Here is a 13,228-nt window from a genome sequence, read left to right as displayed (position 1 = left end):
CGTCCGTTATGGACGTCTCTCTATTCGACTTTACGCTTCCAGAGGCCGCAATTGCTTTGCGGCCATCGGTTCCGCGCGACTCCGCAAAGTTGTTGCATGTCTCTGCTGCCGGTGAGTTTTCAGATCATCGAGTTTCTGACTTGGCGACGCTCTTAAATGCGGGCGATGTGCTGGTCCTGAACGAGACTAAGGTTTTTTCAGCCGCACTGAAGGGGGTGCGACCTGCGCGTTCTCATGGCGGCGGGGGGGCTGTGACAGTAGATGTAAATCTACACACTCCAGAAACCGACATGACTTGGCGCGCTTTTGTTCGCCCCGCTAAACGCGTTAGGGAAGGGGATGTTTTAACATTCTCTGATGAGTTAAAGGGTGTCATTAGCGATAAGCGTGAGGGCGGCGATGTCGCAATTACATTTGAGTGCGAAGGTGATTTGATGGCGTCTATAGATGCCGCAGGAGAGCCGCCTCTTCCGCCATATATTGCCCGTAAACGTAAACCTGATGCACAGGACGTGGAAGACTATCAGACTGTCTATGCGCAAGAGGCGGGATCCGTTGCTGCGCCAACGGCTGGCCTGCACTTCACTCCAGAAGTGTTTCAAAGTTTGAGTGATAAGGGGGTAGAGCTTGCTCGGCTCATCCTTCATGTTGGAGCGGGTACTTTTTTGCCGGTAAAGTCTGAAGACACATCCGCGCATAAAATGCATTCAGAACGCTATACAATTTCTGATTCTACTGCGGCGCAAATTAATAAGGCGAAGGCAGAGGGGCGCCGGATTGTAGCCGTTGGTACGACATCGCTGCGAGCCTTGGAGAGTTCGGTGGATGAGGTCGGGAAAGTACAGAGTGGGTCTGCGGAAACCGAAATTTTCTTGACACCAGGGTCTGATTTTAAGGTGATTGATGGGTTGATGACAAATTTTCATTTGCCTAAGTCAACATTATTTATGCTTGTGAGTGCTATTGCTGGCTTGGATCGTATGCAGTCGGCTTACGCTTATGCAATTGAAAATAATTACCGTTTTTACTCCTATGGTGACAGTAGTTTGATATGGAAGGCCGATTAAATGGCTGTATTCCCATTTGATATTCATGCCCGTGAAGGCAAGGCTCGCACAGGTGTGTTACGCACCCCGCGCGGAGATATCAGGACGCCTGCATTTATGCCTGTTGGCACAGCCGGCACTGTAAAAGGTGTCTATATGGACCAAGTGAAAGGGACAGGGGCTGATATTATCTTGGGAAACACCTATCACCTAATGCTCCGTCCAGGGGCTGAGCGTGTAAAAAAACTTGGTGGGCTTCACAAATTTGGCGGTTGGAGCGGTCCGATTTTAACAGATTCGGGTGGTTTCCAAGTTTGGTCTTTGTCTAAGCTTAGAAAAATGAGTGAAGCTGGTGTAGAATTTCAGAGCCATCTGGATGGTAGTCGGCATATGCTGTCACCCGAACGTTCCATAGAAATACAAGCCGATCTTCTAGGGGCCGATATTTCAATGCAACTAGATGAATGCACGGCATTCCCGTCAACACATGAGCAGGCGAAAAGCTCTATGGAGTTATCCTTGCGATGGGGCAGGCGTTCCCTAGAGGCCTTTGGGGAGCGCGAATCGCAAACGCTCTTTGCTATTGTTCAAGGTTCGACCTTTCCAGATTTACGAGAGAAGTCAGCGATATCAAGCCGAACAGAGGGCGCGGCAGGTGGGTATGGTGGATACGCTATTGGCGGTTTGGCAGTAGGCGAAGGGCATGAAATGATGTGTGAGGTATTAGATTTCACAACTTTGCATCTTCCCGAAGACCGTCCGCGCTATTTAATGGGGGTCGGAAAGCCGATAGATTTGGTTGAGGCTGTCGCTAGGGGGGTAGATATGTTTGATTGTGTTATCCCTACGCGTTCAGGTCGTCACGGACAGGTGTGGACTGATACAGGGCCGTATAATATCAAACGCGCCGAATTTTCTGAGGATGAAAGCCCTTTGGACGAGACAATATCCTGTGAGGCTTCCAATGCTTATTCTAAGGCTTATGTCCATCATCTAGTGCGCTCAAAAGAAATGTTGGGTGGGATGATATTGAGTTGGCACAATATTGCATATTTTGAAGACCTTATGGCGCGTATACGATCCGCAATATTCGAGCAACGTTTTGAAGCTTTTGTAGAAGAGTTCAGAAAAAATTGGCGTGGATAAAAGGAAAAATACGGGGTAGGTGAAAAAACCCTGAAATTGTACGGTTTTTCGTCTCCTTTTAGGCTTGACTGTCTAGTTCGCGCCTAATAGGTAACGCCACGCTTTGAAAAGCGCCCGTAGCTCAGTTGGTAGAGCGCCTCACTTTTAATGAGGATGTCCACGGTTCGAGTCCGTGCGGGCGTACCATTCCCAATTTTATCTCTAGAATAATAGGTTGCTAGAATCGATCGCTGGGATGTTCCTCACATGCCGTAGCTTGGTGAGTGCTTGAATATTCAATCAAAATAGTGATGTATTTTAGCAACTTTTCGTAAAAAACCTTTTAAAATTGGTGGAATAGGGCTATTGCAGTGTGGTCTTATGGAACTAATCCATGGTAAGAGTGTTCAGAATACACTTACTGACCAGTAAGCGTTCGAACTATTAACTAATATGGCTATGCCATTGACGGAGGAAATAACCATGAAGCAGAAGCTTCTTTTTGCTGCGGCCACAGCCGCCCTGATGGCGGCGCCATCACTCGCATCCGCTCAAGAGAGTGGTTGGTATCTTCGCGGTAACGCGGGTTATGGTACACATACAGACGGCTCATTTAGCGAAGGTATGGTTGGTGATGTTGAGAGCGAAGGTGATTTCGCATATTCACTTGGTCTTGGTTATCAGTTCCCAAGCGGCTGGCGTTTGGAATTAGACGGAACAGATTTGAAGACTGACTTGGGTTCAATCTCATCTCTTCCAAATAGTGATGCACAATTGCGCACTAGAAACCTTATGTTGAACGCTATTTATGATTTCAATGATTTCGGTGACTGGACACCTTATGTTGGTGCAGGTCTTGGTATTTCTCATGGTAGAATGCTAGCAACAGCTGGTGACTATGTAGATTCAACCAATACTTTCCAACAGTCTTCAGCTTGCCCAGGTGCTACGAATGGAACAATCCCGTCATATTGTGATGCAATTGATTCAGACACGAATTTTGGTTGGCAAGTTCTAGCGGGTCTAGGTTATGCTATCTCTGATAATCTAACTTGGGATACTCAGTACAAATATGCTGATGCTGGTGAAGTCAGACTAGATGGCCGCCGTGTTGGTGCTGTTCCTGCATCTAACTTTACAACAGTTTATGAAGATGCTGCGTCACACACTTTATTGACTGGTTTCCGTTACCGCTTTGGTGCTCCGGCTCCAGTACCTGCGCCTCTTCCAGTGGCTAATGTAGAGTGTTGGGATGGATCAATGGTCTTTAACACTAATCAGTGTCCTGCTGAGCCTCAGCCAACAGTACGTTGCTGGGATGGTTCAATGGTCTTTGATTCAGGTGAGTGTCCAGTTCAGCCACAAACATATACATGTTGGGATGGTTCATTGGTTTATGATCTTGCGACATGTCCAGTTGAGACTCGCTCACGCGAAACAATCGCTTCTCTTTGTGGTGAGCAATATCGTCAAGAAATCATCTATTATGAATTCGATAAAGGTCAATCTGCTGAAACACGCAATACAATCAACCGTATCCTAGATATCGGTCAATATTGTAACGTCGACAACATTCGTGTTGTTGGTCATACAGATTCATCAGGTTCTGCTGCTTACAACCTAGCGCTTTCTAAGCGTCGTGCCAAAGATGCGCGTGACGAGTTGGTTCGCCAAGGTGTTCGTGATGAAATCATCACGTCAGAAGGTAAGGGCGAAACTGAATTGTTCGTTCAAACTGGCGATGGCGTTAAGGAAGATCTTAACCGTCGTACAGAAGTTTTGATCTCACTTAGTGAAACTGGTGGTATCATCAACTAAGTCTTTGAACTTATTTTGACGAATTTAAGCCCGGCTTTTGCCGGGCTTTTTTTTATGAGCGGTGTTTGTTTGTCAGCTGATGATGGAGAGATTATCGCGGGCAAATAATTTGTATTCACACTCTGTCGCGCTTGCACGCGCCATAAGCACTGCGCAAAGTTTCCATGACCAGTTAGCACAAGCAATCACCATAGATGCCTATGTTTGAGGTAAGTAAGAGGCTTTAGGCGTGAGGAATCGCGTCAGGCTCAGGCAAGATGGAAACATTATCACGGCCGTAAGAGAGGTCGCCTCTTTGAATTATAGAGTCTTCTTGAGCTAAGCATTGCGGAGTAAAAACCGTGTCGTTCTCTATCAGATTTTTATAAATGGGCTCGAAATCTTGCTGAGTTGCCGCGAAAAGTTCTTCGAATGAATCAATGATAAAGTAACAGTCTTGGAAGTCATCAATCTTATATTCTGTTTGCATAACGCGTTTAAGGTCAAAACCGATATGATGTGGTGAGCGGCTTTCTAGGCTATATTGTGCTTCTCCATAAGAGGAAACAATGCCGGCCCCGTAATGGCGAAGGCCAGCAGGGGTGTTAATGAGTCCAAACTCCACAGTGTACCAATAAAGTCGTGCTAAGTATTTCAGAGCATCATATTCGAGAGAGCGAAGTCCGCCCTGACCATAAGCTTGCATGTAATCAGCGAAAACAGGCTGTGTTAAGAGGGGAACGTGGCCAAATATATCATGGAAAACATCTGGCTCTTGTAAGTAATCCAGTTGGTTGCGTTTACGTATAAATCGTCCTGCGGGGAAGCGGCGGTTTGCCAGATGTTCAAAGAACACATTATCTGGTACAAGGTGGGGTACCATGACGACAGTCCAGCCTGTCAGAGCCTGTAGCTTTGGGTTTAGCGTAGAAAGATCAGGGATTCCCCCGTCACTTAGAGACAGTTTTTCTAATCCTTCTAGAAACTCTGGCGTTGTTCGGTCTTTCAGAAGGTCTGATTGACGTTGGTAAAGTAAATCCCAAACTGCGTGCTCTTCATCCGTATAAGCTTCCCAAACTTGATTTATTGTGAAGTCCGGGGCGGGTGTTTGCGCGGCAATTATTGGATCTTCAATCATACAAGGCCTTTATGAATTTATGTCTCAGTAAGGCCTAATGTATGTAAAGTCATACCTCGTATACTTTAAAACGGAGGTAAAAATTCCTTTTATCTATGAGAATGTAGAGTTAGATTAAATCAATCTGCCCTGTCAATCACTCAAGCATATTGGCAATGATTATCAGTCACCAAAGAGTGAACCAAAGGCTTTCTTTAAATCGTCCTCTTGCTTCTTCTTAGCTGCTTCTTTGTTTTTCTCTTCTTCAGTCTTATCAGAAACTGTTTCATCATTGTCTGATGTTTCTGTCGTTTTATTACTCCCAAAAAGTCCGCCTAATGCATTCGTTATGGCTTCCTCTTTTGTGGAGGTTTGACTCTGTGATGAAGAAGATGACGTACCTTGTGTTTGCTCATCAGTTGTCGTTGATGAGGTTGAATTTCCGCCAATGATCCCGCCCAATATTGACCCAACAGGGCCTTTTACCTCATTTTGCAATCTCGAAACGGCCTCTGCTTTGGCTTTCTCTGCCACTATTTTACTTAAAAAGTCAGTGTCTAGGCTTGCTTTCGCCGTCCCAAAATCACCTGTGAAACGTAATGGAATACCAAAGGCTGCTAAATTGCTGGCATTTTCCCCCGTTAGACGTGGTCTGAAGCTAAAGTCCATTGACTGTCCGCCAATATCAAGTGTCCCGCCTCCTGAAGCAGATACACCTAATGCTTCGAAATCAAAGTCGTTGATTTTGACCACTCCATTTTCGATCTTGAAAAGGGCTTGGATGTCCTCAAAAGAAGTGGATTTTGAGGCACCAAGGCCAGAAGGTAAAGATCGCGTGGTAAAGGCTTGATCCAGTCCTGTAAGAAATTCAGCGGCATCTATGCCTTTGATGGATCCGTTGGCTAAGGCAAATAAACCTTGCCCGTTAAGGCCTTGCATTAATTCAGCTTGAGAGCGGCCCTGAGACGTCAGTGTAATATCAGTTTTGGCTCCACCAGAAGCCTTGTCAAATCCAGCCACGGCGTTGAGAAAGCTATTACTTTCTAGTCCATTGAAGTTCAGTGTCATTTCCAGTTTTGGTACGGCTTCATTTGTGTCAAATGAAGCCACCACATCTCCACTTCCGCCGTAAAGGGAGAGGTTAGGGAGGTTGGCATCTATTCGACCATTTTTGAGTGTGGCGTCGATATTGGTCTGACCTAAACGAAGTCTGTCCATGATAACGTTAGGTGTCGTGAAAACAAAATCGCCATCCATGCTTTGGAAGGGTGCCACATTCATGGGCGCTTCATTCCATGGCAAGATTTCACCTGTTGGGTTTTGAGTGCTATAACTGGCCATATAAGGGCGTAAGTCTAAGCCTTCTAAATTCAGATTTGCATCAATGAAGGGCTTCACGCTTGATAGGTCTACATTGAACTCCCCGGTGCCTTTAATTTGGTCAAACTCAACTACAGCATTTTTAAAACTAATAGCATTTAAAGTGCCAGACATATCACCTGAAACCGCAAGCGTGTCGAATATCGAGCCAACTTCTGTATCTGGAAGTAAATTAACATCACCCAGGGCAGCGATGGCTCTTATATCCGAGATATCAGCTGCTAGAGAACCTGTGAGTGAAAGTGACTCTTTTGAATTCGGTTTATAAGACGCGTTTCCATTAAAGTTTCCGTTTAAAAGGCCATTGTTCAAATTCGCCATAACGTTAGAAAGAGTGTAATTCTCGCCTTGTGTAATTATGCTGCCTTCCGACGTTACCGTTTTGATAGCTTCTGCGTAGGGGATCGGTTCAGGTAGTACCTTGGCAACATTCGACAAATCTTCAATCGAAAGGGTATAGGTGCCGTTTAAGGAAGGGGCTTTATCCAGAGTCACCGTGCCTGTGTAGCTGCCGTTTAAGTCACCATTTTCGGCAATTACAGATAGATCTGAGAGTGTTGTCACCTTATTTTGATAGGTGACTTTTCCGTTAGACTGTAAAGTTCCGACCAAAACGGCGTAAGGCGTTTCAATCTTGGCAAGATTGATGAGCTGTTCAATATTTTCGGTGTTGGCTTGGTATTGGCCTGATGCAGTTATGTCTGAGCCTGACATTGAGGCTTCACCCGTGTAATCGGCTGAAAAGCTATTGCCCTTGACTGCGACGTTAATGTCTTTGGCAATAAACCCAGTATTGGTGCCACTCAGGACTGCATTCCCATTTATGGACTGTAAGATGTCAAGAGGAGGGACATTATCTGGAAGGTAAGGGGTAAATTTTGAAAACTCGTTTAGAGCAACCTTTATAGAGCCGTCCAATACAGGTGTATCAGATAAGGTGGCAGTACCTTTATATTGAGCATTAAGACCATCACCGATGACCTCTATATCGGCGTTTGAAGCCGATAAAACGTTGTTGCGAAGGGTGAAGTCGCCATTGGCTGTCAAGGTTTCAAATAGCTCAATATAAGGCAAAGTTTCTGGAGTGAGGCTTTGTATTGCTTTTACGTCTGAGATGTTGGATGAAATCTTTGCCGTGAAGTCTAAATCCTCTGACGCAAGGAATTCTCCATCTATTGAAATTTCGGCAAAACTTGTTGAGATATCGGCTCTTACAGGTGCGGTGCGGCCATCTAGGAATGCCCGTATCGAATTAATGTCAGCCTCAATTGTTGCGCGCTCGCCCTGATAATCAAGTGCGATGTCAAATTTGAAGGGCTTATCTAAGCCTGGAAAAGTCAAAGAGCCATCAATATCTGAGAGCGCGTAAGATGTGTTTGTCTGTGTGTCGATGTAACTTATTTGCCCATCGGTGAGTGTAAAGGACTCGATTTGAGGATCTAGAGAATTGAACCCACCTGTACGTTTAAAGGACTCTTTTTCCACTTTAGGTGATTGTGTTTCAGATGAGGCTGTGACCCAGTTTGACTGACCTTGGGCATTGGTTTCAAGCCATATTTTAGGTTCCACGAGTTCAAAGCCTGATATCTCAACTCGCTTTGATAATAACGGTAATAGTTTAATTCTAGCTTCGAGCTTTTCGACAGATAAGAACGGAGTCTCGCTAAAGCCTTCTGGGTTTTGAATAGTCACACCGCCAGTTTTAGCGCGAATAAAAGGAAAGGTTTGGAGCTTTACGTCTCCAGAAATGGTGACATCACGCCCTAGCTCTGTTGATAGCTGCTCTTCTATTCGGCTTTTATAAACATCAGAAGGGATCAGGCCGGGTACGAACATTATGGCGCCGATGATAAGAATAACCAGAGCTGCAAATCCAATGATAAACTTTTTCATGTCTGTTCCTCTATGCCGCTACCTAGTCAATAGGGGCCAACGGCTGCTTATTAAGCCTTACTCATAGTTACTACGCAATAATAACAGAATTGTTCTCATAACGGGGCTAAAATGAATGTAATCTGCACAAAAACCCTGCTCCCCTTGCGAGCTCACCTTTTAGCTATAAATCGCCTTGCGTTTGCGCTAGCTATTATGGGTGTTAAGCAAAGATGTCATAGGAGGACAGGCCCATGTGTTTTAATCACACTCATAATTCGACCCCTAAGCCGGTTGTAACGGAAATTAGCGAAACTTCATCCACGAGTCGGCGAGCTTTCGTTAGGAAAATAGCCGCAGGCAGTGCTGTTGTAGCGACGGGGGCGGGGTTGACGTCTTGCGCAACCAACCCTGAAACGGGTCGTAAGCAATTTGTGGGGTTAGCGCCTGGCGGAGAATCGCTAAGCAGTATGGCCGCGGCATCATGGGCAGAGATGAAGCAACAAACGCCAACTTCTAATGATCCTCGCTATACACGACGTCTGGCGAATATTGGTAGTCGCATATCGCGCGGGGCTGGCCGGGCGAACCAAACTTGGGATTATGCTGTTTTCGACACTGATACAAAAAATGCTTTTGTACTCCCAGGTAACCGTGTGGGTTTCTATAAAGGTATGATGGATTTTACCGATAATGATGATCAAATTGCTGGTATTATGGGGCATGAGGTAGGGCACGTTGCAGGAAAGCACGCCCAAGAACGTATGTCTTTGCAAATGGCGTCACAAGTGGCCGTGGTTGGTGGTTCAGTTTTAGGGAGCACACAGTTTTCTAAAAAATGTAACTCTTTAGCAGGTAGTCAGCGCGAGAGTTGTATGAATAGTGCCAACCGCAACGCTCAAATGCTTGTTCAAGCCTTAGGTCTTGGAACTCAAATTGGCTTGGTCCTCCCATATTCACGAAAGCATGAAAGCGAGTCTGACTTATTAGGTGTGAATTATATGTATAAAGCCGGTTATGATCCGTATCAGGCTGTTAAACTCTGGGAGAAAATGGCCGCTGATAATCCAAATCGCCAACCTGAGTTTATGTCTACCCACCCCGATCCTGCGAATCGGGCTCAAACTATTGATGCTTACATTCGCCGTCAGGACAAAATGGGTTCCCAAGGCTTTAAAGATATCAGAACATAAGGCTTTCATGAAACTATGTGTTTTTAACGCAAAAATTGCGATAAAACGACTTGTGTGGCGAGAGACCTTGAGCTAGGTCTCCCGCTACATTTTCAGCCGCCTTAGCTCAGTTGGTTAGAGCGCCGGTTTGTGGAACCGGAGGTCCTTGGTTCGAGACCAAGAGGCGGTACCATTTCCTCTTACAAATATCAGTACAGCCTTTTGGGCTAATGTTAGCTAGCCCCTAATAACGGCTGGTTAACCCTGTTTGGTTAGTAAGGATGCATGAATGATAGCTGCCCTAAAATATCAGGCAAAGACGCAAAAATAGCGCTTAGAGATGCCGACCCTGAAAAACGGGCCTATGCTACAATGCGTTTGGCGCAAGATATCAACCAAGCTGATTTAAGTGCTGCAGATCGAGCTTATGCCAATCGATTGCTGGATGTAATAAGTAAAGATGTTTCAGAGCTTGTTCGCCGGGCTTTGGCAGTGACCTTGAAAAACTCAACTTTTTTGCCACGAGCGGTGCTGTCTCGACTAATTACTGATATCGAATCAATTGCAGTGCCCTTAATTGAGCATTCTCCAATATTGACGGATAATGACCTACGTCTCGTTCTAAAGTCCGGTTTGGCGGGTAAAGTGCGAGCTGTGGCGGCACGGCAAAACCTATCGAATAAAATAATATTGACTCTTATTAATGCCGGTGATGCAGTTGCAGTACGCCATATTGCAGCGAATGATACCGTATTGCTCTCCGAAGATGCCGCTCAGGCTATGGTAGAGATGTATAATGAGGATGACATTATTCGCGCGGCGTTAATGCGGCGGGCGGCCTTGCCATTTTCTGTAGTTGAAAAACTTGTCTCTACATCGTCAGACCATATCGCAGAGAGACTTGAAACGGGTTACGCGTTAAGCGTTGAACACAGTCAGGCCATCGGAGATCAAACCTATGATAGGACTATGGCTAGCCTCCCGACGGAGCATTTCAGTGAGAAGAATCTAAAGGATTTCATTGTCTCTATGCATACCCAAGGACGTTTGCGGCCTGAAATTATTATGCGGGCTATGGGACTTGGACAAATTGCTTTAGTTCACTATGGGCTTGCTACATTGGCTGGCTTAAGCGTACGGAAAGTTGTCTTAATGCTACATGACACAGGGCCGTTTGCCTTGCGTGGTGTCTGCTCAAGGGCAGGTTTCGATACTGAACAAACGACATTTATGCAGTCCGCAATAAATATTTATACTGATTTAGAACGGCTCGGAGAAAAACTCACGGAAGCTGAGTTCCAATGCCGTATGATTGAGCGTATTTTAACTTTGCCCAATGGTTTTGATGTGCGTGAAACTGACTATTTCTTGAACATATTAGATGGTTTAAGTGACGAGGGCTACTAAGTCGAAAATTGTTCACGGAGAATTTTTTCATCTAAGCCGTGATCCGCATCAAACAATAAGCTTAGCTTTTTTGATCGTTCTTCAACGACTGTAACATAGGATACATCTCTGATCTCTTGATTGTCTGCGGATACCGACACAGGACGACGAACGGGGTCCAGAACCGAGAACTCTACTTTCGCGTTCGCATTTAATAACGCGCCGCGCCAGCGACGGGGGCGAAAGGCGCTGATGGGTGTTAGAGCCAAGATACGTGAACCCAGAGGGACAACGGGGCCGTGAGCTGACAAGTTGTAAGCCGTTGACCCTGCGGGTGTTGCCACCAAAATGCCGTCGGCTATCAACTTTTCAAGCCGCTGATGCCCGTCAACCGTTACGGATATGTGCGCGGCCTGTTGAGTTTGGCGGAAAAGAGATATTTCATTGAATGCTAAATCTTCAAAATGTCCGCCTTTGGCTTCGGCGCTCATTTTGAGCGGACGCACCGTTGTTTTTTGAGCTTTAGAAAGACGTTCAAGCAAGTCATCTTCACCATAGGCATTCATCAAAAAACCTACAGTCCCGCGATTCATTCCATAAACAGGTAATCCTCTTTGTACGAGAGTAGTATAACGCCTCAGAGTTTGAAGCATGAAACCGTCTCCGCCGAGAGCAATCAAGACATCTGCATTTGCGGCATCTTGATTTCCATATTTACGGGTCAGAATTTTAAGCGCTTCTTGTGCGTCAGGCTTTTGAGAGGCAACAAAGGCGAGTTTTTCATAAGTGTTTAAAGCCATATGGCGCGGGGTCTCTCTAAAAAATCTATGTCCTCTTATCATTTGACCTAACGGTCTGGCAAAGCCTAAAAGGTATTAAAACTTTATGTTGAGTTCTATGTATAGCTATTGCTTAAGGTTATGTTTTTTAGTTGGGTTCTATATTTCAGCTCTTGCTGAGGTGAGCGCGGGTGCATGGAATTTACCTGCTTTGGAACCTCAGATTATCATTACCTCTGCCGTAACAAAAGCTGACACAATTTTTGATAACAGTAGGGATGGTATATCGATTGATAGTTTTTCAAAGCAGGAAACACGACTCTACTCAGAAATAGGCCTTACAAACTCACTTATGTTTGTGGGACAGGCGGGCTATCAGTCAATCGACTTTGTGGCAGATGGTAAGTCTGTTTATTTTAAGGACTGGGATGAAACGAAGCTTGGGCTTCAATATCAAGTCCTGCGCAAAGAAGGTTTAGCAGCGTCTCTACAGGGGAGTGTAATTTTTGATGGCGGATTAGATGACACCCGTTTGAACCTTGGTGGTGCAAATAACGAGATTGAACTGAGAGCGTTATATGGCAGGAGTAAAAAGTTAAGCGGGGAAGAGCCTGAGGGCTGGGTCTGGTTTTATGACATTCAAGGCGCTAGTCGGTTTGATTTGAAATTGAATACTATAAGTCGGTGGCAGGTAGATCTTACCGCAGGGGTTAAACCTTCAGAAAAATGGATGGGGCTTGCGCAAATATATCTGTCGAAAACTGAATCGCAAAACACGCAAGGTACGGGGCACGCCGTGTTTTTCACGCCGTCCACTGAGCAGGCCAAAGCTGAACTTTCATTTGCTTATCAATTTAAGCCCAAACGGTACGCGCAAATAGGTTTTGTGCGGACGGTGGCAGGGCGAAACATAGTGCAAGAAACAGGTGCATTTTTTTCGTTATGGCAAAAATTTTAGTTGTGCAGGTTTAGGCTTTATAAGTAGAGGCTAGGGGGATTCAGGATCTTCAACTGAACTTATAGAGCCTGTTTTTAGCTTAATAAATTCTATTACTGCGGCACGGTCTTCTTCTGATTTTAATCCTATGAAACTCATCCGATTGCCAGGCATGAAATCACGGGGACGCGTCAGAAAAGCGTCAAGGGTGTCGTCTGTCCACACAACCTCTGAGGCTGTCATGACCTTTGAGTAAGGAAAACCCTCTTTTGTACCCGCTTTACGCCCCATTATCCCAAATAAATTTGGACCAACTTTGTTCTTTTGACCGTCTTCCAATGTATGACACGCACGGCAACGCGTATATATCCGTTCGCCACGTTGAAGCGGGGTAAGTTCGACCGATTGCTTCACTTTCGTTGTTGGGGATGTGTTCGTATTCGCATCGTTGCCACCACAGGCTGACAATAAAAGTGGAAAGCTGATTAAAATAAATCCTGCTCTGATTTTTGTCATAACTAAATAATCCTAACAGAGTTAAGGCGTGTCTATAATGGTTTTTGTTGTAAGCTATAATTGTGAATGGAGGAAGTGTGTCATTTAGCCCCTTATCGTGC

Annotated in this window: 10 protein-coding genes and 2 tRNA genes; 8 read left to right on the top strand and 4 right to left on the bottom strand. The window is 45.3% G+C overall.

What is annotated here, in order from left to right; translation table 11 throughout:
- Positions 1-8: 8 nt before the first annotated feature.
- From queA to DES40_RS04535, 4 genes are all read left to right on the top strand, one after another.
- Positions 9-1,067, top strand: a complete 1,059-nt coding sequence (gene queA, locus DES40_RS04550; RefSeq protein WP_121099354.1) for a tRNA preQ1(34) S-adenosylmethionine ribosyltransferase-isomerase QueA — start codon at positions 9-11, stop codon at positions 1,065-1,067.
- Entirely contained in the window at positions 1,068-2,192 is a 1,125-nt protein-coding gene (gene tgt, locus DES40_RS04545) for a tRNA guanosine(34) transglycosylase Tgt (protein WP_121099353.1), read from the top strand. It begins immediately after the preceding gene.
- Positions 2,193-2,302: 110 nt separating this feature from the next.
- Positions 2,303-2,378 (top strand) — tRNA-Lys (locus DES40_RS04540).
- A gap of 276 nt (positions 2,379-2,654) precedes the next feature.
- The gene (locus tag DES40_RS04535; RefSeq protein ID WP_170144882.1) at positions 2,655-3,989 is read left to right on the top strand and encodes an OmpA family protein; all 1,335 of its coding nucleotides are present in this window, start codon (positions 2,655-2,657) and stop codon (positions 3,987-3,989) included.
- A gap of 223 nt (positions 3,990-4,212) precedes the next feature.
- Here DES40_RS04535 and phhA read toward each other — a convergent pair whose 3' ends face one another.
- Positions 4,213-5,106 (bottom strand): phenylalanine 4-monooxygenase, encoded by an 894-nt coding sequence (gene phhA, locus DES40_RS04525; protein WP_121099350.1) that lies wholly within the window; start codon positions 5,104-5,106, stop codon positions 4,213-4,215.
- 162 nt (positions 5,107-5,268) lie between these two features.
- On the bottom strand, positions 5,269-8,358 hold the full coding sequence (locus DES40_RS04520) for an AsmA family protein (protein WP_121099349.1): 3,090 nt from the start codon (positions 8,356-8,358) through the stop codon (positions 5,269-5,271).
- Between the two features lie 233 nt (positions 8,359-8,591).
- On the opposite strand from DES40_RS04520, the gene DES40_RS04515 reads away from it, so the two are divergent.
- The 3 genes from DES40_RS04515 to DES40_RS04505 all read left to right on the top strand — a co-directional run bounded on the left by DES40_RS04515 (position 8,592) and on the right by DES40_RS04505 (position 10,916).
- Entirely contained in the window at positions 8,592-9,530 is a 939-nt protein-coding gene (locus tag DES40_RS04515) for a M48 family metallopeptidase (protein WP_121099348.1), read from the top strand.
- Positions 9,531-9,625: 95 nt separating this feature from the next.
- A tRNA-His gene (locus tag DES40_RS04510) sits at positions 9,626-9,702 on the top strand.
- A gap of 92 nt (positions 9,703-9,794) precedes the next feature.
- Positions 9,795-10,916: a DUF2336 domain-containing protein gene (locus DES40_RS04505; protein ID WP_121099347.1), complete on the top strand. Its 1,122-nt coding sequence runs from the start codon at positions 9,795-9,797 to the stop codon at positions 10,914-10,916.
- Here the strand turns inward: DES40_RS04505 and DES40_RS04500 are convergent.
- A complete protein-coding gene (locus DES40_RS04500; RefSeq protein ID WP_121099346.1) occupies positions 10,913-11,695 on the bottom strand; it encodes an NAD kinase in 783 nt (260 codons plus the stop codon). The two genes, DES40_RS04505 and DES40_RS04500, sit on opposite strands and share 4 nt — an antisense overlap.
- 85 nt (positions 11,696-11,780) lie before the next feature.
- On the opposite strand from DES40_RS04500, the gene DES40_RS04495 reads away from it, so the two are divergent.
- Positions 11,781-12,632 (top strand): hypothetical protein, encoded by an 852-nt coding sequence (locus DES40_RS04495; protein ID WP_147405850.1) that lies wholly within the window; start codon positions 11,781-11,783, stop codon positions 12,630-12,632.
- A gap of 30 nt (positions 12,633-12,662) precedes the next feature.
- Here the strand turns inward: DES40_RS04495 and DES40_RS04490 are convergent, their stop codons facing one another.
- Positions 12,663-13,127, bottom strand: coding sequence for a c-type cytochrome (locus DES40_RS04490; protein WP_121099344.1), 465 nt, complete (start codon positions 13,125-13,127; stop codon positions 12,663-12,665).
- Positions 13,128-13,228 lie beyond the last annotated feature (101 nt).

This window comes from Litorimonas taeanensis, assembly GCF_003634015.1.
Taxonomy (GTDB): Bacteria; Pseudomonadota; Alphaproteobacteria; order Caulobacterales; family Maricaulaceae; genus Litorimonas; species Litorimonas taeanensis.
The sequence above is the reverse complement of the archived record's forward strand: the minus strand, read 5'-3'. Positions and strand labels throughout refer to the sequence as shown.

Excerpts from the sequence above, each read along its gene's own strand:
- queA (WP_121099354.1), top strand. The coding sequence starts at position 9 with ATGGACGTCTCTCTATTCGACTTTACGCTTCCAGAGGCCGCAATTGCT.
- tgt (WP_121099353.1), top strand. The coding sequence starts at position 1,068 with ATGGCTGTATTCCCATTTGATATTCATGCCCGTGAAGGCAAGGCTCGC.
- DES40_RS04535 (WP_170144882.1), top strand. The coding sequence starts at position 2,655 with ATGAAGCAGAAGCTTCTTTTTGCTGCGGCCACAGCCGCCCTGATGGCG.
- phhA (WP_121099350.1), bottom strand. The coding sequence starts at position 5,106 with ATGATTGAAGATCCAATAATTGCCGCGCAAACACCCGCCCCGGACTTC.
- DES40_RS04520 (WP_121099349.1), bottom strand. The coding sequence starts at position 8,358 with ATGAAAAAGTTTATCATTGGATTTGCAGCTCTGGTTATTCTTATCATC.
- DES40_RS04515 (WP_121099348.1), top strand. The coding sequence starts at position 8,592 with ATGTGTTTTAATCACACTCATAATTCGACCCCTAAGCCGGTTGTAACG.
- DES40_RS04505 (WP_121099347.1), top strand. The coding sequence starts at position 9,795 with ATGAATGATAGCTGCCCTAAAATATCAGGCAAAGACGCAAAAATAGCG.
- DES40_RS04500 (WP_121099346.1), bottom strand. The coding sequence starts at position 11,695 with ATGGCTTTAAACACTTATGAAAAACTCGCCTTTGTTGCCTCTCAAAAG.
- DES40_RS04495 (WP_147405850.1), top strand. The coding sequence starts at position 11,781 with ATGTTGAGTTCTATGTATAGCTATTGCTTAAGGTTATGTTTTTTAGTT.
- DES40_RS04490 (WP_121099344.1), bottom strand. The coding sequence starts at position 13,127 with ATGACAAAAATCAGAGCAGGATTTATTTTAATCAGCTTTCCACTTTTA.